General features: G+C 60.7%; 20 protein-coding genes. 11 read left to right on the forward strand and 9 right to left on the reverse strand.

Annotated features, from left to right (window positions below):
- The first annotated feature begins 195 nt into the window (after nt 1–195).
- On the forward strand, nt 196–1,236 hold the full coding sequence (locus ACA075_RS13715; protein ID WP_497298944.1) for an Ldh family oxidoreductase: 1,041 nt from the start codon (nt 196–198) through the stop codon (nt 1,234–1,236).
- Between the two features lie 95 nt (nt 1,237–1,331).
- On the opposite strand, the gene ACA075_RS13720 is transcribed toward ACA075_RS13715, so the two are convergent.
- The gene (locus ACA075_RS13720) at nt 1,332–1,649 is read right to left on the reverse strand and encodes an ElaB/YgaM/YqjD family protein (RefSeq protein ID WP_497298945.1); all 318 of its coding nucleotides are present in this window, start codon (nt 1,647–1,649) and stop codon (nt 1,332–1,334) included.
- A 164-nt stretch (nt 1,650–1,813) separates the two neighbouring features.
- On the opposite strand from ACA075_RS13720, the gene ACA075_RS13725 reads away from it, so the two are divergent.
- Complete coding sequence (locus ACA075_RS13725) at nt 1,814–2,065, forward strand: hypothetical protein (protein WP_008155229.1); 252 nt, start codon at nt 1,814–1,816, stop codon at nt 2,063–2,065.
- An 8-nt stretch (nt 2,066–2,073) separates the two neighbouring features.
- Here ACA075_RS13725 and ACA075_RS13730 read toward each other — a convergent pair whose 3' ends face one another.
- Nucleotides 2,074–2,982 (reverse strand): LysR family transcriptional regulator, encoded by a 909-nt coding sequence (locus tag ACA075_RS13730; RefSeq protein ID WP_497299254.1) that lies wholly within the window; start codon nt 2,980–2,982, stop codon nt 2,074–2,076.
- A gap of 85 nt (nt 2,983–3,067) precedes the next feature.
- On the opposite strand from ACA075_RS13730, the gene ACA075_RS13735 reads away from it, so the two are divergent.
- On the forward strand, nt 3,068–3,991 hold the full coding sequence (locus tag ACA075_RS13735; RefSeq protein ID WP_497298946.1) for a carbon-nitrogen hydrolase family protein: 924 nt from the start codon (nt 3,068–3,070) through the stop codon (nt 3,989–3,991).
- A 177-nt stretch (nt 3,992–4,168) separates the two neighbouring features.
- On the opposite strand, the gene ACA075_RS13740 is transcribed toward ACA075_RS13735, so the two are convergent.
- The 3 genes from ACA075_RS13740 to ACA075_RS13750 all read right to left on the reverse strand — a co-directional run bounded on the left by ACA075_RS13740 (nt 4,169) and on the right by ACA075_RS13750 (nt 7,281).
- Complete coding sequence (locus ACA075_RS13740; protein WP_497298947.1) at nt 4,169–4,642, reverse strand: LEA/WHy family protein; 474 nt, start codon at nt 4,640–4,642, stop codon at nt 4,169–4,171.
- Between the two features lie 58 nt (nt 4,643–4,700).
- Nucleotides 4,701–6,173 (reverse strand): nucleobase:cation symporter-2 family protein, encoded by a 1,473-nt coding sequence (locus tag ACA075_RS13745; protein ID WP_497298948.1) that lies wholly within the window; start codon nt 6,171–6,173, stop codon nt 4,701–4,703.
- 214 nt (nt 6,174–6,387) lie between these two features.
- Nucleotides 6,388–7,281, reverse strand: a complete 894-nt coding sequence (locus tag ACA075_RS13750; RefSeq protein WP_497298949.1) for a LysR family transcriptional regulator — start codon at nt 7,279–7,281, stop codon at nt 6,388–6,390.
- Between the two features lie 101 nt (nt 7,282–7,382).
- Here ACA075_RS13750 and ACA075_RS13755 point away from each other — a divergent pair, with 101 nt between their 5' ends.
- Both ACA075_RS13755 and speB read left to right on the forward strand, forming a co-directional pair.
- Nucleotides 7,383–8,474 carry a polyamine ABC transporter substrate-binding protein gene (locus tag ACA075_RS13755; RefSeq protein ID WP_497298950.1) on the forward strand — a complete coding sequence of 364 codons (1,092 nt, stop codon included), beginning with the start codon at nt 7,383–7,385 and terminating at the stop codon, nt 8,472–8,474.
- 16 nt (nt 8,475–8,490) lie between these two features.
- Nucleotides 8,491–9,450 carry an agmatinase gene (speB, locus tag ACA075_RS13760; protein WP_094467347.1) on the forward strand — a complete coding sequence of 320 codons (960 nt, stop codon included), beginning with the start codon at nt 8,491–8,493 and terminating at the stop codon, nt 9,448–9,450.
- 101 nt (nt 9,451–9,551) lie between these two features.
- Here speB and ACA075_RS13765 read toward each other — a convergent pair whose 3' ends face one another.
- A complete protein-coding gene (locus tag ACA075_RS13765; RefSeq protein ID WP_497298951.1) occupies nt 9,552–10,604 on the reverse strand; it encodes an aldo/keto reductase in 1,053 nt (350 codons plus the stop codon).
- 392 nt (nt 10,605–10,996) lie between these two features.
- Between ACA075_RS13765 and ACA075_RS13770 the strand changes: the two genes are divergently transcribed.
- The 6 genes from ACA075_RS13770 (at nt 10,997) to chrA (ending at nt 15,662) form a co-directional block, all read left to right on the forward strand.
- On the forward strand, nt 10,997–11,713 hold the full coding sequence (locus tag ACA075_RS13770) for a helix-turn-helix transcriptional regulator (protein ID WP_219094010.1): 717 nt from the start codon (nt 10,997–10,999) through the stop codon (nt 11,711–11,713).
- A 52-nt stretch (nt 11,714–11,765) separates the two neighbouring features.
- The gene (locus ACA075_RS13775) at nt 11,766–12,107 is read left to right on the forward strand and encodes a nuclear transport factor 2 family protein (RefSeq protein ID WP_077747789.1); all 342 of its coding nucleotides are present in this window, start codon (nt 11,766–11,768) and stop codon (nt 12,105–12,107) included.
- Between the two features lie 27 nt (nt 12,108–12,134).
- Nucleotides 12,135–13,253: a cell division protein ZapE gene (gene zapE, locus ACA075_RS13780; protein WP_497298952.1), complete on the forward strand. Its 1,119-nt coding sequence runs from the start codon at nt 12,135–12,137 to the stop codon at nt 13,251–13,253.
- 18 nt (nt 13,254–13,271) lie between these two features.
- Complete coding sequence (locus tag ACA075_RS13785; protein WP_497298953.1) at nt 13,272–13,853, forward strand: DinB family protein; 582 nt, start codon at nt 13,272–13,274, stop codon at nt 13,851–13,853.
- 102 nt (nt 13,854–13,955) lie between these two features.
- Nucleotides 13,956–14,447: a GNAT family N-acetyltransferase gene (locus tag ACA075_RS13790; RefSeq protein WP_497298954.1), complete on the forward strand. Its 492-nt coding sequence runs from the start codon at nt 13,956–13,958 to the stop codon at nt 14,445–14,447.
- A 6-nt stretch (nt 14,448–14,453) separates the two neighbouring features.
- Nucleotides 14,454–15,662, forward strand: coding sequence for a chromate efflux transporter (chrA, locus tag ACA075_RS13795; RefSeq protein WP_497298955.1), 1,209 nt, complete (start codon nt 14,454–14,456; stop codon nt 15,660–15,662).
- Nucleotides 15,663–15,718: 56 nt separating this feature from the next.
- Here chrA and ACA075_RS13800 read toward each other — a convergent pair whose 3' ends face one another.
- From ACA075_RS13800 to ACA075_RS13810, 3 genes are all read right to left on the reverse strand, one after another.
- Nucleotides 15,719–15,928, reverse strand: a complete 210-nt coding sequence (locus tag ACA075_RS13800; protein ID WP_497298956.1) for a hypothetical protein — start codon at nt 15,926–15,928, stop codon at nt 15,719–15,721.
- 96 nt (nt 15,929–16,024) lie between these two features.
- Entirely contained in the window at nt 16,025–18,262 is a 2,238-nt protein-coding gene (locus ACA075_RS13805) for a TonB-dependent siderophore receptor (RefSeq protein ID WP_497298957.1), read from the reverse strand.
- Nucleotides 18,263–18,544: 282 nt separating this feature from the next.
- The gene (locus ACA075_RS13810) at nt 18,545–20,290 is read right to left on the reverse strand and encodes a phosphoethanolamine transferase CptA (RefSeq protein ID WP_497298958.1); all 1,746 of its coding nucleotides are present in this window, start codon (nt 20,288–20,290) and stop codon (nt 18,545–18,547) included.
- Between the last annotated feature and the right edge of the window lie 19 nt (nt 20,291–20,309).

Raw genomic sequence — 20,309 nt, forward strand, 5'->3', positions numbered from 1 at the left:
TCGCAGGCTATTGGTTGAGGAAAAACACTAAGGTCAGCGGAGTGCTTCGGTGCGGTACATATTGCTTGAGCCGAACAGGCGCACGAGACTTGACAGGACGCCGGTACAACAGCGCTTAATCGAGGCCTGCTGTTGGTTGCCGAGCAACCTCGTTTCCCCTGGTGCCCGTATTCAATAATAAAACTGGAGCTTCAGATGACCGCAACGCCCGAAGTGGCCGTCAGTTCGACCACCCCATCGCTCGATTTCGACGCGCTCGTTGTATTGCTTGAGCAAATATTCCTGCGTCACGGCACCTCCGCCGAGGTCGCCAAGACCCTGGCGTTGAACTGCGCCGGTGCTGAACGCGATGGCGCCCACAGCCATGGCGTGTTTCGTATTCCAGGTTACGTCTCGACGCTCAAGAGTGGCTGGGTCAACGGCCAGGCCGTGCCCGTGGTCGAGGACGTTGCTTCGGGATTTGTCCGGGTCGATGCCGGCAATGGTTTTGCCCAGCCTGCACTCGCGGCGGCCCGTGCATTGCTGGTGGAAAAAGCCCGCAGCGCCGGAATTGCGGTGCTGGCGATCCGTAACTCCCACCATTTCGCGGCGCTATGGCCGGATGTCGAGCCTTTTGCCTATGAAGGGCTGGTGGCGTTGAGTGTGGTCAACAGCATGACCTGTGTGGTGCCACACGGCGCCGACCGCCCACTGTTCGGCACCAACCCGATCGCCTTCGCCGCACCCCGGGCTGACGGTGAGCCGATTGTCTTTGACCTGGCCACCAGCGCCATTGCCCATGGCGATGTACAGATTGCCGCGCAAAAAGGTGAACGCTTGCCGGCGGGCATGGGCGTGGACAGCCTTGGCCAGCCGACTCAGGATCCGAAGGCGATCCTGGAGGGTGGCGCATTGCTGCCGTTTGGTGGGCACAAGGGTTCAGCATTGTCGATGATGGTCGAACTGTTGGCGGCGGCACTGACCGGCGGTAACTTCTCCTTCGAGTTCGATTGGTCGAACCACCCGGGAGCCAAGACGCCCTGGACCGGCCAACTGCTGATCGTGATCGACCCGAGCAAGGCCGCCGGGCAGAATTTCGCCGAGCGCAGCCAGGAACTGGTGCGGCAGATGCACGGCGTGGGGCTCAAGCGCCTGCCGGGTGATCGACGTCATCACCAGCGAGCTCAGTCCAACGCTCAAGGCATTCAGCTGAACGCTCAGACGCTAGCAAACCTGCGAGAACTGGCAGGGCGCTGAGACTTTTTTTGTAGGAGCCAGGCTTGCCGGCGAAGGCGATTTCAAATACGCCTTCGCCGGCGAGCCTGGCTCCTACGGGTTCGATGTGTTTCTGCTTAACGGCGGCCCAGCAACAACCCGACCACCAGGCCGAACCCGGCGGAGATGGCGACGGTTTGCCATGGATGGCCACCGATGTAGGTCTCGGTCGCGTCGACCACCGGTTTTGTGCGCTCACGAACACTGGTGACCGAGTCCCGGGCCTGCTGGAGTTTCTGGGCGATTTGCCCGCGAAGGGTCTCTGCTTCCTCACCCACCAGTGAAGCGCTGCTTTTCAGCAGTTTTTCCGACTCTTCGATCAGGGCTTGAAGTTCGCTGAATGCCTGATCCTTGATCTGGTCATTGGCGACTTGTGCGGCGGTTTTCCGGGCCATTGGGTACTCCTTGCAGGTAAATGGGCAGTGAACAATGGAGTCTGCGGCGACTGAAAAAGTTGCAGCGAATTTGCGCATTGACTGTACGCCGAGAAAAAATCCCGAGTCGGACATTTCGTCCTACAGTGTAAGATGTCGCCTATTTTACGCAGCAGGTAATTCCCATGAGCTTCAATCTGGCCGACAAACCCCTGGCTGAGCGCGCCGCGCTTGAAGATGAGAAATCCCGTCTGTTCGACCTCTGGCAAAGCAACCTTGGTAAATCCAAGGGCGAGGCCGCGCGGTTGTTTGGCGAACGTGCCAAGCGCAAAGGCAAATGGGCTGAATGGGTCCGCGCCGAACTCGATGGCATGTCGCCGCCGGAATTCGCGAACATGGTGCGCAGCGAAGTGAACCGCTTGATGGCTGCCAAGTAAGGCTTGGCTCAGGCAAAACTCGCGACAATGGCCTCGCGCACTTTCAACACCACCGGATCGAGCAGCGTGTTGGTGCGCCAGCCCAGTTCGATCGGGTAGCGTGGTAATGCCAAAGGGCAGGGCAGCAGCGCCAGGCCGCAGAGCGCGGCGATGCTTTGAGCGGCGTGGGCCGGAATGGTCGCCACCGCCTGGCTGCCCTTGAGCAAGTGCGGCAACGCCGCAAAGTGGGTGGTCGAGGCGCACACCCGTCGACTCAGCCCGAGCGCCGCCAACCCCTCATCGGTGATCCCGATAAAGCCACCGGACGACACCAGAATGTGCTCGCGGGCGACGAACTCCTCAAGCGTGAGGGTCTGTTGCCCCGGGGCCAGGCTGAGTGGGTCCACCAGGCACAGATAACCGCCTTCACCCAGTACCTGACGACTGAGCAACCGTTCGCTGAACCCGCCCGCCGTGATTGCCAGATCAATGCTGCGCTCCATCAACGCTTGGGCGACGATCTGGCTGTGGGTTTGCCGAAAGATCAGGCGTAACTTCGGTGCACTGCGCGCAATCGTCTCGATCAATCGCCGTCCGTAGGCCACCTCGAAATCATCCGATAACCCCACCGTGACCGAACGCCCGTCGTAATGATCGGCCGCCGGATCGACCATCGCCAGGCTCTGACGGCATTTGTTCAGCGCATCGCTCACTACCGGTTTCAACTGATTGGCCTTGAGCGTCGGCGCCAGGCCACGGCCGGTGCGCACAAACAATTGATCGCCATACAACTCGCGCAGCCGCCGCAGCGCCGCGCTGACGGCCGATTGCGTCACGCCCAGGCGCAACGCCGCACGGCTGGCGCTGGACTCTTCATGCAGCGCTTCGAAAACTTTGAGCAGGTTGAGGTCAACGGTGGCGATATTCATTTGGTTTATATCATTCAGCAGTGAATCGGGCTTTATTCATGATCCCGTGGCGCAGGAGAATGGGCAACACCTCAGCGCTTTCGGAGAGATCGCCATGCCCAAATCCATTGTTGCCGCGTTGCAAATCGGCGCCTTGCCCGGCGGTAAGGCCGAGACCCTTGAACAGATTCTTGCCTGGGAAAATGCAATTATCGAATCCGGCGCCGCGCTGGTGGTCATGCCCGAAGCGTTGCTCGGTGGTTACCCCAAAGGCGAGGGCTTTGGCACGCAACTGGGCTACCGTTTGCCGGAAGGTCGCGAAGCGTTTGCCCGCTATTTTGCCAACGCCATCGATGTGCCCGGGGCCGAAACCGAAGCCCTGGCCGGGCTGTCGGCGCGCACCGGGGCCAACCTCATAATCGGCGTGATCGAGCGCGCCGGCAGCACGTTGCATTGCACGGCGCTGTATTTCGATCCTCAGGCCGGGCTGGTCGCCAAGCACCGCAAATTGATGCCCACGGGCACCGAGCGATTGATCTGGGGCAAGGGCGATGGCTCGACGCTGCCGGTAATCGACAGCCAGGTCGGGCGGATCGGCGCGGTGGTGTGCTGGGAAAACATGATGCCGCTGCTGCGCACTGCGATGTACGCCAAAGGCATCGAGGTCTGGTGCGCGCCGACGGTGGATGAGCGGGAGATGTGGCAGGTCAGCATGCGACACATCGCCCATGAAGGCCGTTGTTTTGTGGTCAGCGCTTGCCAGGTTCAGGATTCACCGCAAGCCCTGGGCGTGGAGATTGCCAACTGGCCGGCGGATCGGCCGCTGATTGCGGGCGGCAGCGTGATCGTCGGGCCCATGGGCGACATTCTGGCGGGGCCGTTGCGTGACGGCGCGGGGTTGCTCACCGCTGAAATCGACACTGACGACTTGATCCGCGCCCGTTACGACTTCGACGTGACCGGTCACTACGCGCGCCCGGACGTGTTTGAGCTGAGCGTCGATGAACGGCCTAAACCGGGTGTTCGCTTCACCTCATGACCCTCCTGCGGGAGCGATGGGGGCGATCACAAATCTCCCGGCCGGCCAGCAACCCTGTGGGAGCGAGCTTGCTCGCGATGAGGCCGGCACATCCCACATTGATGTCGCTTGACACATCGCTATCGCGAGCAAGCTCGCTCCCACAATGGGATGTTCAGCGTTGCTGATCCTTCAGTATTACCGCGTTCCGACGGTCGCCCCCGGTAAGCTCAGTTTGCCCGTATCGACAAATCGCATCGTGCCAAACAAACCGCCCGCCAGTTTGCCGCGTAATACGTAGGGAAGATTATTCAGCGTTTGTGTCTGGCTCAGGCCCAGGGTCTGGCGTATCACCGAGAACGCCGAAACGCTCACCGGTACGGTCAGCACAGTTTCGGAAAAGCGTGCAATCGAGCCCGATTGATCGCTGACCCCGGAGGCCAGCGGCTGGCCATTGACCTCCAGGTCCAGCGCCACGCCGTCGTAGTCGATCGGCGTTTCGTTGGGGTTCTGCACGCGGATCTTCACGGCAAAGCGCACTTCCATGTCCTGGCTTTGCAGCGGCTCGATGCCGACGACATTGATGTTCAACGGGTCGCGATTGGGGAAAAGGGCGCAGGCGCTCAGGGAGAGCAACAGCAGGGAAAGGATGACGGCGTGGATGCTGCGCATGTAGACGCTCTCATAAAGAAAAGGGCTGAACCGCCACCGGCTCAGCCCTCGAGCCTTTCTAGCGATTCAACTGTGCGACCGCCGCAGGCCGTGCGGGTTCACCCTTGGCCGGGACATCGGGGTTTTCCATGACCTGCAAGATCGAAGCTTCCGGGTCGAAATCGTCCTCTTCCAGCTCGATGAACTCCTCGGGTAGGAAGATGTTCAGCACGATAGCGCACAACGCACCGACGGTAATCGGTGATTCGAAGATGTTGTGCAGCGCCTTGGGCAGCTCGCGCAGCACTTCCGGCACCGCTGCGACCCCCAGCCCCATGCCGATGGAAATCGCCACGATCAGCATGTTGCGCCGATGCAGGCCGGCTTCGGCGAGGATCTTGATGCCGGCCACCGCCACGGTGCCGAACATCACCAGCTCTGCGCCGCCGAGCACCGGTTTGGGCATCAATTGCAGCACCGCGCCGATCATCGGGAACAACCCGAGCAGCACCAGCAGCCCCGCGATGAAGAACGCCACGTAACGGCTGGCCACGCCGGTGAGCTGGATCACGCCGTTGTTTTGCGCGAAGGTCACCATCGGCATGCTGTTGAACACCGCCGCCATGGCCGAGTTCAGGCCGTCAGCCAGCAGGCCGGACTTGATCCGGCGGATGTAGATCGGCCCCTTGACCGGCTGCCGGGAAATCATCGAGTTGGCGGTCAGGTCACCGGCGGCTTCCAGCGGCGACACCAGGAAAATCACCGCCACCGGCACAAACGCCACCCAATCGAAATTGAAGCCGTACTTGAACGGCATCGGCACGCTCATCAGCGGCACGTCGGGCAGGCTGGCGAAATTGACGTCGCCCATCAGCCAGGCCACGACGTAACCCAGCGTCAGGCCAATGACAATCGCCCCTAGGCGCAGAAAGGGCACATCGACCCGGTTCAGCACCACGATCGTGCCGAGTACCAACGCCGCCAACGCCAGATGACTGGCCGCGCCCAGGTCCGCTGCGCCGAAGCCGCCGGCGATGTCGGTCATGGCGACCTTGATCAGCGACAAGCCCATGAGGGTAATGATGGTGCCGGTCACCACGGGGGTGATCAGCATCCGCAGCTTGCCGATGAACTGGCTCAACACCACTTCGATAAACGCCGCGAAAAAGCACACGCCGAAGATCGTCGAGAGGATTTCATCGGTGCCGCCACCCCGGGCCTTGACCATGAACCCGGCGCTGAGGATCACGCTGATGAACGAGAAGCTGGTGCCTTGCAGGCACAACAGCCCGGAACCTATCGGGCCGAACCGACGCGCCTGAACAAAGGTGCCCAGGCCCGAGACAAACAGCGCCATGCTGATCAGGTACGGCACTTCGCTTTGCAGACCGAGTGCCCCGCCCATGATCAGGGTGGGCGTGATGATGCCGACAAAACTCGCCAGCACATGTTGCAGGGCAGCGAAGACCGTGGCGGTAAGGTGTGGGCGATCGTTAAGGCCGTAGATCAGATCGGAGCGGGGCTGGGGTTTTGCGTGTTCGGATGAGGTCACGAGGAAAGCGCCAGGGGCCAGGTCAAAAAATGGAGGCGCAGGATGCCAGCAGCGCGCACCGAGGGCAAACGATACGCACGGAGCTGTGGCGAGGGAGCTTGCTCCCGCTCGGCTGCGCAGCAGTCGCAATACAGACTCAACTCCGCGTCAGCCGATTTGGGTCCGCTTCGAAGCCCAGCGGGAGCAAGCTCCCTCGCCACAGGTTCGTGCGTGTTCATTCAAACGCGGCGAGCAGATCCTCTTCAAACGCTTTCTGCGCATCCCCCGGCACCTGCGCACGATGGCGCGCCAGATGAAACGCCACATCAAAACTCATGTCATCCCGGCGCACGGCACGCAGCAAGCCTTTGTCTTCCCAACTGCGGGCAAAGTGATCGGGCAAATAGCCGACATGCTTGCCGGACAGGATGAAGGCGAGGGTGCCTTCGACCTGCTCGGACCTTGCCGAACATAATTTGCCTTGAAATGGCTCGTCACTGCGCAGAAAACGATAGGGATGATCGACGCGGTCGCACGCCTGCAACGCCTGATCGTCTGGCGCATCGTCGGTGAACAGCGGATGCCCGGGGGCGCAATACAAGTGTTGGGTTTCGGTGAACAGTTCGCGGTAGTCAAACGCGCTTTGCACTTGGGAGAAATAGCCGATCGCCAGGTCCAGCCGTTGTTGCAGCAGCAAGCGTTCCATGTCACCGGGCATGGCGCTCATCAATTCGATGCGCACCGATTCATCCCGCTCACGAAACCGGCGGATGGCACCGGCGACTTTTTGCAGCACCGATTGATCGAGGGCTTCTGACAAGCCCAGGCGCACTTCGCCGATCAACCGACCCGCCACGCCGTTGGATTGATGACGGAACGCTTCGATGGATTCAAACAGTCCACGCGTCGCGCTAAGCAACTGTTCGCCCTTGGGCGTGACCCGGAATCCACCCTTGCCGCGACTGCACAAACGATAGCCGAGCCGGGTTTCGAGTCTGGCCATTTGTTGGCTGATGCTCGACTGGCTCAAACCCAATTCCCCTTGCGCCGCGCTGAACCCGCCGCACTCCACCACGCGCACAAACAAGCGCAGCAGTTGCAGGTCGAGGTCGTGGAGTTGACCGAGCATCAAACATTACTCCGCAATAAAGTCAGGTTAATAAACTTGATATTTCGCCAATGTATCCGAGCGCGCACGCTGCAACCACTTCCTCTGGTCAGGTGTTCGTCATGGCTCCCGTATTCAAACTGTGTTTACCCGCGCTGTTTATCGCCATGGCCGCGTCGGCCCAGGCAGAGGAAAAAACCCTCAACCTCTACAGTTGGGCCGATTACGTGGCGCCTGAAACCTTGCAGCGTTTCGAAACGGAAACCGGCATTCACGTGCGTTACGACACGTTCGACTCCTCGGAAGTGCTGGAAACCAAACTGCTCACCGGCGGCAGCGGTTATGACGTGGTGGTGCCGTCCTCCAGCGTGTTGGCCCGTGGTCTGGCGGCCGGCGCGCTGAAGGAAATTCCTCACGAAGGGCTCAAGGGCTACGCCAACCTCGACCCGGACCTTCTGGAAAAACTGGCGGCCGTCGACCCCGGCAATCGTTATGGCGTGCCGTATACCTGGGGCACGCTGGGGCTGGGGATGAACGTCGAGGCAGTGCAAAAACGCTTGCCAGATGTGCCGCTCAACAGCCTCGATCTGCTGTTCAAGCCGCAATACGCCGGCAAGCTGAAGGACTGCGGGATTGCGATTCTCGATTCGCCACAGGAAGTGATTGGCCTGGCGTTGCACTATCTCGGTAAAGATCCCTACAGCACCGACAAGGCAGATCTGACCGCCGCCGAGGCGTTGTTGCATCAGTTGCAGCCCAATGTGCTGTACGTCGCCACCGGACGACAGATCAGTGATCTGGCCAACGGCAGCGTGTGCCTCGCCTTGACCTACAACGGCGACGCCAGCATGGCCGCCGACCAGGCGCGCAAGGCCAACAAACCGTTCGAGGTGGCCTACCGGATTCCAAAGGAAGGCACGCTGGTCTGGCAGGACAACCTGGCGATTCCCAAGGACGCGCCGCACCCCGAAGCGGCTCGGGCATTCATAGAATTCATGTTGCGCCCCGAATCCGTGGCGGCGTTGACCAACACGCTGTTCTTTGCCACGGCCAACCAGGCAGCGACGCCGCTGGTGGACGAAGCCGTGCGGACCGACCCGGACATCTACCCCCTGGCCGACACCCGCGAACGGCTGTACGCCGACCGCAGCATGAGCCTCAAGGACATGCGCTCGCGCACTCGCCTGTGGACCACTTTCCGTAGCCGCCAATAAATAATAGGAGATCACCATGGACGTCCCGATGCAAAACGATCAGGCCATGACCCGCGACAGCCTCTTTGGTACTGCCGCCGAAAGTACCTACGCCGGTATCACCAGTTTCATGCGTCGTCGCTACAGCCGTGATTTGCGCGGCGTCGACGTGGTGGTCAGCGGTGTGCCGTTCGACACCGCTACCAGCAACCGTCCCGGTGCGCGTTTCGGACCACGCGGCATTCGTGCCGCGTCTACGGGCATCGCCTGGGAACGCCACTGGCCGTGGACCTTTGACCCGTTCGATCATCTGGCGGTCATTGACTACGGCGATTGCGCCTTCGATTACGGCTCGCCGCACTCGGTGCCGGAAAGCATCGAGGCCCACGCCGAGCACATCCTGAACGGCGGTTGCGCGATGCTGACGTTCGGCGGTGACCACTTCATCAGTTATCCGCTGCTCAAGGCCCATGCGCGCAAACACGGTCCGTTGTCGCTGATTCACTTCGACGCCCACAGCGACACCTGGCCGGACGAAGAGGGTAAGCGCGTCGACCACGGGACGATGTTCTGGCACGCGGCCAAGGAGGGGCTGGTGGATCCGTCGCGCTCGGTGCAGATCGGTTTGCGCACCACCAATGATGACCACCAGGGCTTTCAGGTGCTGGATGCGCGGCAGGTGCATCGGCAGGGTTGCGAGGCGATCGTCGAGGCGATTCGCGCGCGGGTGGGGGATAACCCGGTGTACCTGACGTTCGACATCGATTGCCTCGACCCGGCGTTCGCACCGGGCACCGGAACGCCGGTGTGCGGCGGTTTGAGTACGGTGCAGGCGCTGGAAATTCTCGGCGGGTTGCGCGGGATCAATCTGGTGGGGATGGACGTGGTGGAAGTCGCGCCTGCCTACGACCATGCGGACATCACCTCACTGGCGGCGGCGACATTGGCGATGGAGATGCTGTGCCTGTATGCGGCCAGGCACAAAATAGACCGGTAAAACGCCTTCGCGGGCAAGCCTCGCTCCTACAGATTTGCGGCGAACACAAACTCGGTGAACGCTACAAATCTGTAGGAGCGAGGCTTGCCCGCGAAGCTTTTTCAGGCCACTGGAATGATTGGCAGGTCGAGGGTTTCACCGCCGGTATACCGCGCTGCCGAACCGGCAATCGTTTCATGCGGCACCCCCTTCGGCACGTCACTGACCCCATCAAGCCGCGACAATTGCTCCGCGCTCAATTGCACGGTCAACGCGCCCAATGTCGCATCCAGTTGCTCACGAGTGCGCGAGCCCAGAATCGGGATCAGCGCCGTCGTCGAGCGCTTGGCCTTTTCCCGCAGCCAGGCAATGGCCACGTGGGTCGGCGTGGCTTCAAGCTCCGCCGCCACTGCGAGCAAGGTGTCGAGCAGGGCGGTTTGGTGGGCGCTTTTCTCGGTGTGGATCAGCATGCCGAGTTTGGCGGCGCGGTTGTTGTCATCATTGCTGCGGTACTTGCCTGTGAGAAACCCGCCACCTAACGGCGACCAGATCGTAGCCGCCAGCCCCAAGGCTTCGGCCATCGGTAGCAACTCACGTTCGGCGGTGCGTTCGGCCAAGCTGTATTCGGCCTGAATCGCTGCAATCGGCGCAAAACCACGAACTTCGGCCAATACGTAGGCACGGGCGATGCGCCAGGCTGGGAAGTTCGACAGCCCGGCGTAGTGAATCTTGCCGGCACGCACCAGGTCGTCGAAGCCACGCAGGATCTCTTCCATCGGTGTCACGCCGTCACTGATGTGCGCCCAGAACAGGTCGATGTGATCGGTGTTGAGTCGTTTCAGGCTTTCTTCTACGGCACGAACCATGTTCTTGCGGCTGTTGCCGGTGTGGGAAATGCCTGCGGCTGGCGTGGTGCCCATGGTGTATTTGGTGGCGATGACCAGGCGATCGCGTTCCGGCGCGATGAACTCACTGAGCATGGCTTCCGACTGGCCGGCCTGATAACCGTTGGCAGTGTCGATGAAGTTGCCGCCGGCTTCCAGGTAACCGTCGAAAATGCGCTTGGCTTCGTCACGTTCGGCGCCATGCCCCCAACCGGTGCCGAAATTACCGGCGCCCAGCGCCAGTTCCGAAACCCGCAAGCCGGTTTTGCGGCCGAAGACTTTGTAATGCATGAGGTAACTCCTGAAGAATGACGCTGGGGCAATTTAAATGTTTAGCAACATGTATTTAATATGATGCGAGTAATATGGCCCGTCAAGACGCTTTTTCATTCAGGGCAAAAGGGCCGACCGCCGGGGCATTGTTATTCACTCTAGACATCGTCAGTCGGGCCATTACCTGTGGCGAGGGAGCTTGCTCCCGCTTGAGTGCGCAGCACTCACAAAATCTTCATTGTTGTTACATATTGCGGCCGCTACGCAGCCAGCGGCAGCAAGCTCCCTCGCCACAAAGGTGTGCCGGAGTGTCCGCACAGCATGACGACAGCCAGTGCTTTGCTCCTGCCAATTTCTGACAGCAGCCTCTGCTAAGCTCCGACGACTTTTCAGGAAAGAGCCTGCCGATCGTGTCGCGTACCACTCGTTTACTCACGTTGCTGCAAGTGCTTCGAGGCAAAAGTCGTCCGGCCACGGCCGCGACGCTCGCCGGGGAATTGCAGATTTCCGAACGCACGCTGTACCGCGACATCGCCGAGTTGACGGCGCTGGGCGCACCGATCTTCGGCGAAGCAGGGGTCGGCTACGTGTTGCGCAGCGGGTTGTTCCTGCCACCTTTGATGCTCAATGCCGACGAAACCGAAGCCATCGTGCTTGGATTGCGTTACGTCGATCAGCGTGGCGACGAGGTCTTGAGCAAAGCCGCGGCCGATGCCCTGGCGAAGATTGCCGCCGTGTTGGCCCCTGAAGCTCAAGATGCATTGCGCAACCCGACGGTGCTGCCGGGCCCGCGCGGCTATGGATATCCGCAAAATGCTGTGCCGTTGAACGTGTTTCGCCAGGCGATTCGCGATCAATCCAAGCTGAACATCGATTATGCGGACGCTCAACAGGTGCCCAGTCAGCGACTGATCTGGCCATTGGCGCTGGGTTTTCTCAATGAAGTGCGGATCATTGTCGCCTGGTGTGAATTGCGCAGTGCCTACCGCACGTTTCGCACCGACCGTATCTCGGCCGCTCAAGAGCAGGGCGAGCGTTATCCTGGGCGGCGCAGCGACCTGCTGCGCACCTGGCGCAAGCACATGCAATTGGATGAAGCTGGGCGTTTCACTCCTGACAAGAACTGACACAGACCTGTTCTAGCATGGCTCCAGAATCGATCAACAAGGAGCCGCACCCATGTCCAATCCAGCCTCTTCACTGGCGCCCGCCATCGCCGCCTACATTGCCGCCGCCAATGCCCGCGACACCTCGCGGGTCGGCAGTTTTTTTGCCGAGGATGCCAACGTGTTCGATGAGGGCCAGCACCGGATCGGCACGCAAGCCATCGCCCAGTGGATGCAAGACACCGCGCAACGTTATGAACCCCGGGTCGAAGTGCTCGACGTTCAGCAGCGCACCGGCAAAGTGCTGGTGCACAACCTGATTTCCGGGACCTTTCCTGGCAGTCCGCTGGAACTGCGCTACATGTTCCGCCTCAACGAGCAGGGCAAGATCGCCCGGCTGGACATCTCTCTGTAAACCCGAGCGCATGGCATACTGCCGCGCATGAATGTCGACTCTCCCCTAAGCGCCTGGCAACACGCCATCGAACAGAAGGGCTTCGTCCAGGACGAAGCCCAGGAACATGCCGTGTGGGCGCTGCAAAAATGCCACGAAGCCCTGCATGAAGGGCGCACGCCGATCACGGGTGTTTACCTTTGGGGGCCGGTCGGGCGGGGCAAGACCTGGTTGATGGATCAGTTCTACCAAAACCTCAAGGTCCCGGCCCGACGCCAACACTTTCACCACTTCATGGGTTGGGTGCATCAGCGCTCGTTCCAGCTGACCGGCACCGCCGACCCGTTAAAGGCGCTGGCCCGTGAGTTGAGCGAAGAAGTGCGGGTGCTGTGTTTCGACGAGTTGTTCGTCAACGACATCGGTGATGCAATCATTCTCGGGCGTTTGTTTCAGGTGATGTTCGAGCAGGGCGTGGTGGTGGTTTGCACCTCCAATCAGCCGCCGGACCAACTGTACGCCGACGGCTTCAACCGCGACCGTTTCGTGCCCGCCATCGAAGCGATCAAAAAGCACATGCAAGTGATCGCGGTGGATGGCGGCGAAGACCATCGCCTGCATCCTGGCGCGGGTCTGCAACGGTATTGGGTGGCGGCGCCCGGGCAGCCCAGCGCGCTCGGTGAAGTGTTCAACGCGTTGACCGCAGGCCAGCCCACGTCCAGCGATCCGATCACGGTCGGTTACCGCTCGATTAACGTGGTGCAGGCCAGTTCGACGGTGCTCTGGTGCCGTTACGCCGACCTGTGCGAACAACCGTTCGCCGCCATGGACTTCATGGCGCTGTGCGACACGTTCAGCGCTATTCTGTTGAGTGAAGTGCCAAATCTGAGCGCACAGAAACGCGAAGGACGCATCGCCCGAGGCACGGAAGACGGTGCCGAACGGGTCGTCGCCGGTGATCGCGAGCTGCCGCAATTATCGGTGCATGACGACGGTGTCCGGCGTTTCATTGCCCTGGTGGACGAGTGCTACGACCGCAAGGTGCCGCTGTACCTCGAAGCGCAGGTGCCGATGGCGGCGTTGTACACCGAGGGTTATCTGGAATTCCCGTTCCGCCGCACGTTAAGCCGGTTACAGGAAATGCAGCTGCAACGTTTCGCCGAAGCCTGATGGCTGGGAGCCGCGAATATGAATCAGCCTCTGTCTCATCATTTGCTGACCATGGCGTATCAGAATGCCTGGGCCAATTATCGACTCGCCAAAGCCTGGAATCAGCTGAGCCCGGCGGAACTGGCGGCACCGCGAGTGAGCTTCTTCCCCAGCCTCATCGCCACCCTCAACCACATCCTGACCTGCGACTGGTTTTACGTGGATGCGCTGGAGCGGGAGTTGCGCGGGGACGATCCGCATCCTGATTGTTATGTGTTTTTCACCGAGGACGAACCGTTCGCGGCGGCCGTCGACCTGCAACTTGAACAAGCGCATGTTGATCGTCGCCTGATTGCCTACTGCGAACAATTGCGCGACGCCGACCTGGGGCGAATCGTGACCATTGCCCGGGACACGCCGCAACATGACAGCCGTTTGCGCCTGCTGTCGCACCTGTTCGAACACCAGCTTCATCATCGCGGTCAGGTTCACGCCATGCTCAGCGGCACCTCAGTCAAGCCGCCGCAACTGGACGAGTTTTTCTGCATCGGTGAATCGCAGCTGAGGGCCGAGGATTTTGCCGAATTGGGCTGGACCGAAACGCTGATCTGGGGCGTTTGAGGCAGGTTCGGGTTGTCGCCGATTGCGCCTCGCGATAATGTCCGTCGACCTTCCGGCGCGAGCGACGCGTCGGGACAACTTGACGGGACGTTGACGATGGGAATGGAATCCACAGAAATTCTGGTGCTTCAGGCCAGCTATACCAATGCCCTGCATGCCGAGGCGATCGGTGTGGTACTCAATGCCTACGCCGAAGACCCGATGGGCGGCGGGCAGCCATTGCCCGAAGACATCCTGCGCCAACTGCCGGGGGAACTGGCCAAGCGTCCTCATGCGTTCAGCGTATTGGCGTTTGTCGGCGGCGCGCCGGCCGGGCTGGTCAATTGCTTTGAAGGTTTCTCGACGTTTGCCTGTCGGCCGCTGGTCAACGTGCACGATGTGTCGGTGGTGCCCAAGTTTCGCGGCCAGGGGTTGAGCCAGAAGATGCTGCAAAAAGTAGAAGACATCGCCCGGCAACGCGGCTGCTGCAAGATCACCCTGGAAGTCCTCGAAGGCAATGCCGTCGCGCAGGCGTCTTATGGCAAGTTCGGATTTGCACCCGGCATGTTCGACCCGGCCCATGGCCGAATGCTGTTCTGGGCCAAGGACCTTTAACGCCACATGAACAGCCTCGATGACGCGCAGGGCAGGGCACCCGTGACAACAGACAAGGCGTGGGTGATTTTTCTGATCTTCCTGCGCCTGGGGCTGACCTCGTTTGGCGGTCCTGTCGCGCATCTGGGTTATTTTCGTAGCGAGTTTGTGGCGCGTCGGCGCTGGTTGAGCGAAGCCGCTTACGCCGAATTGATTGCCCTGTGCCAGTTTTTGCCGGGGCCGGCGAGCAGTCAGGTGGGCATGGCGCTGGGTTTGTCCCGCGCCGGCTATTCGGGGGCATTGGCGGCGTGGGCAGGGTTTACCTTGCCCTCGGCGCTGATCCTTTCGCTGCTGGCATTCGGCATCACCCACGGAGGCTGGGCGTTGCCGCCCGGTTTGATTCACGGGCTGAAAATTGTCGCCGTCGCCGTGGTTGCCCAAGCGGTGTGGGGCATGGCCCGCACGTTATGCCGAGGTCCGGTGCAAGTGGGCATCATGCTGGTGGCGACTGCCGGGGTTTTGCTCTGGTCATCGACTGGCGGGCAGTTGACGGTGATGGCCGTGGCGGCGGTGATCGGCCTGGCTTTGCTGCACAACACACATGCAGCGCAAAGGGAGGGCCTGTCGATTCGGGTCAGTCGACGGGCAAGCTGGCTGGCGATTGGAATGTTCGTGGCGCTGTTGCTGGGTTTGCCGCTCATCGCGCATCACTGGCCGGACTCGCTGACCAGCCTGTTCGACAGCTTCTACCGCACGGGGGCGCTGGTGTTCGGCGGTGGTCATGTCGTGTTGCCGTTGTTGCAAGGCCAGGTGGTGAGCACGGGATTGCTGAGCAATGACGTGTTTCTCGCCGGTTACGCCGCTGCGCAAGCGATGCCGGGGCCGTTGTTCACGTTCGCGGCTTTTCTCGGCGCGTCCATCAGTGGCTGGAGTGGTGCGCTGGTGGGCGTCCTGGCGATTTTCCTGCCGTCGCTGCTGTTGGTGATCGGCGTCCTGCCGTTCTGGCAGCGCTTGCGCGGCAATGGCCGAGTGCAAGCGGCGCTGGCTGGGGTGAATGCGGGGGTGGTCGGGTTGTTGCTGGCCGCGTTGTATCAGCCGTTGTGGGTCACTTCGATCCTCAGTCCGCTGGATGTTCTGTTGGCGGTCCTGGCGTTGATGGCGCTGCTGTTCTGGCGATGCCCGCCCTGGTTGCTGGTGCTGCTGGGCGGGATTTGCGGTGTGCTGCTGGGCGCGTGAGACCTTTCGAACAGGCATAAAAAAGGGCGTCCATCAGGACGCCCGTTTGCCATCGTTTATTTCGGCCGATAGGTTTCGGTCACTTGTGCGGTTTGATCGTTCGGAACCCTCAGTTCAATAGATCTGGTTTCGACGCCATTAGCCTGCTGTTGTTTGAGGTGCAGGGTTTCGAAGTAATACCTCATGCGCTCGGCGCCGCCTTCGGCAAAGGCAGCGGTCGAACCGAACATCATCAGACTGGCGAAGATCAACGCGGTACGTTTCATGGTTTGCCTCCCACTACGGATATCGGGTGCCTTCCATCCATGAAGCAATGTTGCCGGGCCATTATCCGCCGATTCCGTTATTTGGGAATTACCGCGTCAGAGCTTCCAGTCCAGGCTCAGCGTGACTGTGCGCGGGTCACCCCAATAGACGCCGTTGTAGAAGCCGACGTTGTCGTAATACTTCTTGTCGAACAGGTTATCGACGTTCAGCGACGCCGACAGGTGCTTGTCGAACTGGTAACGCGACATCAGCTTGACCACGGTGTAAGCCTCCTGACGGATGTTGGTGCTGGCGGTGATGATCTCGCCATCGGCGCCACGACCGACCGGGCGTCTGGCGGCGCGATAGACGTCGCTTTGCCAGTTCACCGCGCCGCCCACGGTCAGCGCCTGCCAGTCGCCGGGCAAACGATAGGCGGTGGAGAAGCGGAACATGTTCAACGGCTGGTTGGTGTTGTTGCGCTGCTTCTCGCCATTGGCCGAATGGGTGTAGGTGTAGCCGGCCGTCATGTTCCAGCCCTCCATCACTTCGCCGGAGACTTCGGCTTCGAAACCCTGGACCTTGTTGCCTTTGCCCCCCGACTTGAAGAACTCCTCATTGGTGACCGGGTCTGGCGGTACGGAATCATCCAGTTCGGCGACGTTGTCCTGCTTGCTCCAGAACACCGCAGTGGCGAGGTTGAGTCGCTCTTCCAGCAGGCTGCCCTTGAGCCCCAGCTCATAGTTGCTGCCGACCACCGGCTCGAGGTATTTGTGATTGCTGTCACGGTCGTCTTGCGGCTTGAAAATGTCGGTGTAGCTGACATACGCCGTGTACTCGGGCGTGATGTCGTAGAGCACCCCGGCGTACGGCGTCCACATGTCGTTGTGCTGCTGGCTGGTGGTCTCGACACTGGTCAGTTGCAGATTACCGTCGTACTTGTTGGCCGTTTTCGAGATTTCCCAGGTGCCGTAGCGACTGCCGAGCACCGCGTGCAGGTCGTCAGTCAGGGTCAGGCGCGTGGCCAGGTAACCGGCCTTTTGCCGGGTGCTTTCATCGGAGCCTTTGAGGCCGGTGACGGTGTCCGGGAATTTGGGAATGCCGCCCATGTACTTCCAGTCGGGGACTTTCTCGTAATCCGGCGACCGTGGGCCGTCTACCGTGTAAGGGTTGTCTTCGCTGCGTTCGGCTTCGCCATAGCCGATCATCATTTCGTGCTCACGCCCGAACAGCGAATAAGGGCCGGACACATTGAAGTCATAGGCCTTCATTTTCTGCGTGCCGACCATGTGGCTGACGTTGGCGAACATGCCGCTGCGATCCGCCTCGGGGAAGCCGCCACCGCCGTAGTAGATCTTGCCGTCGGTGTCGCTCTCGCGGTGGGTATAGGCCGCCTTGAGGTGCCAGCCGGCGCCCAGTTGCTGGTCCAGCGTGGCAAACGCGGTCTTGTCCTTCAGCGGCCAGGAACTCCACGGTGTGGCCATGTTGGTGGAGCGTCTGAGGTTGGCTTTGCTGCCGTCAGCATTCCAGTAGGGCACGGTGCCCCAGGACGTGCCTTGCACCTGCTTGTCCTGATAGTCGTAACCCACGGCCAGCACGGTGTCGTCGGTCAGGTCGGCTTCGAGAATGCCGTAGCCGACTTCCCGTTGCAGCGCGTACTTGTCACGGTAGGAACCGCTGTCGCGATAAGCCAGCACACCGCGACCGCGCAGGCGGCCATCGAAAGCCAGCGGTCCGCCGACATCGACGTAACTGTAGTAATCGTCATAGCTGCCACCGCTGACACCGGCCTGGGCCTCCCATTGTGCGGTCGGCCGTTTGCGCACCATGTTGATCGTCGCAGAAGGGTCGCCGGCGCCCGTGGTCAGGCCGGTCGCGCCGCGAACCACTTCGATGCGGTCGTAGATGATGGTGTCGGAATCGGACTTCATGTAGCTGAAGGTGTTGAGCATCCCGTCGATCTGGAAATTGTTGATCGAGTAACCGCGGGACGAATAGCTGACGCGATCCGAGTCGTTGTGCTGGACCACCACGCCAGTGGTCTGGCTCATGGCTTCGGAGAGCGTGCCGAGTTTGAAATCGTCCATCTGCTGGCGCGTGACCACGGACACCGATTGCGGCGTTTCTTTGATCGACAGGTTGAGCCGCGTGGCGGTGCTCATGGCGCCGGTGGTGTACGACTCGGTGTTTTCGGTGGTGCTGCCCAAGCCCTGTGCGGTCACATGGGTGGCACCCAGTTCAAGGGTGCGGCTCGGCTCTTGATCCGGGACGGTTTCAGCCAGCAGGTCGGGGCTCAGGGCAGCACTGCACAGGCCCAGGGTAAAGGTCATGGAACGGGTGATAGGCGCGAACATCGCAGCCGACTCCTTGTCTTCGAGGGAAAAATTCCGTTTGTTCAAAGACGAAGGGGGGAGAGGGGATTTAGGTCTAAACGAGAATTATTGTCATTTTAAGATGTTTCGGGGGCGCTAACGTGCGGGAACAACGGGCTGGCGCAATCCCATGTGGGAGCGAGCCTGCTCGCGATAGCGGTCTGACATTCAACACTTATGTTGACTGATAGGGCCTCATCGCGAGCAGGCTCGCTCCCACAAGTTCCTCGCTTATTGAAAGACCGGAGCCGGTCTCTCAAAAGATTACTTATGCGCGACTGCCGGATCGGCCGGCGTGCTTTTCGGTTTCATCAGGCTGAAGTCGATCAACGGACGAGTCTGACGCTCATACGGGTTGCCGATCATCAACGGCCGCGGTTTGAAGCTGTCGCTGACCAGGCTTTTGCTGCGGTCCAGTTCATCGAAACTCAGACCCGCCAGGTCGGCCCAGGTGTGGATCAGCTGCGAACTGCTGTAAGGACGCCCCAAGTCACCGGCAAAACTCCAGTCGTGGGTTTCACGCCATTTCGGCGAAGCCCAGGCCATGAATGGAATGGTGTACATCGGCGCCGTCGGTTTGGCTTCGTTGCGCCCCAGCGTGCTGTGGCCCGCGGAGTCGAAGACATCTTCGCCGTGGTCCGAGAGGTACATCAGGAAGCCATTAGGATCGGACTTGGCGTAGTCCTTGATCAGGCTCGACACCACGAAGTCGTTGTACAGCACGGCGTTGTCATAGCTGTTGTACGTCGGCACCTGATCGTCCCGCACGCCGTCCGGTACACCTTTGCGATCGGTGAACTTGTTGAAGCTTGGCGGGTACCGGTACTGATAGCTCATGTGCGTGCCGAGCAAATGCACCACGATCAGCTTGCGCGGCGCGGCGTCTGTCAGGGCCTTGTTGAACGGTGCGATCACGTCGCCGTCGTACTGCGCGGCGTTCTGGTTGCGGTTGTTGTTCAGGTACACCTGCTCGTCGGCCTGTTCGGAGAACGTGGTGAGCATGGTGTTGCGCTTGGTCATGGTTTGCTGGTTTGTGATCCAGAAGGTCTTGTAACCCGCCTGTTTCATCATGCTGACCAGGGACGGCGTGGACAGATAAAGGTCCGGGTTTTCTTCGTCAGCGAACGTCAACACCTGCTGCAACGCCTCGATGGTGTACGGGCGCGGGGTGATGACGTTGTCGAAGACCGCCATCTGATCCTTGAGCTTGTCCAGTTCCGGGGTGGTTTCACGCGGGTAGCCGTAGAGGCTCATGCGCTGACGGTTGGTGGACTCGCCGATCACCAGCACCAGGGTCGCTGGCTGGTTGGCCATCGTGTCCTTGAGGTTCTTGAGCGGTGGGATCTTGCTCGCGCTGTCGAGCATGTCTTGCATACCGGCCAGGGTGTCGAGGTAGCGGTGATACGCCACTGCCATCTGCCAAGGCACCGCCGGCTCGATACGGGTTTCGAATTTCTCGAAGCCGTCAGCCAGGCTGCCGGTGCGCGCGGTTTGCTTGATCAGCGGGTAACCGACCACGGCCACCAGAATGGCCGTCGCAGCAACCAGCGCCCGCCCGCGGGGCATGTACACCGGGCGCAAGCGAGTCCACAGGAAATAGGAGAAAAGCGTGTGGGCGAGGAACGCCGCCACCATCCACCAGGCGAAATACTGGGTCATGTACTCGCCCGCTTCACTGATGTTCGATTCGAACATGATGAAGATGACGCTCTGGGAAAATTCCTGCTGATAGATGAAGAAGTAGCCGAGGCTGGCCATCGAGCAGGCCCACAACACCACGCCGATCAATGCGGCCATGACGCGTGTCTGTCTAGGGAACAACAGCATCGGCGCGAGCCAGATAGCGCTCATCACAAAGGCCTGGCGGAACCCGGTGAAGCCCGAGGTGCCCGTCAGTTGGATCAGCAGTTGGGTAATACCGGAAAAATACCAGAAGAACAGGAACAACCAGAGAAATCCTGCCCAATCGAAACCTTTCGCAGTCGTAGTGCTGCGTTTAAACACCGTCATTCAGCGCTCCAGCAAGGAA

It is taken from the genome of Pseudomonas sp. LBUM1663 (assembly GCF_059695905.1).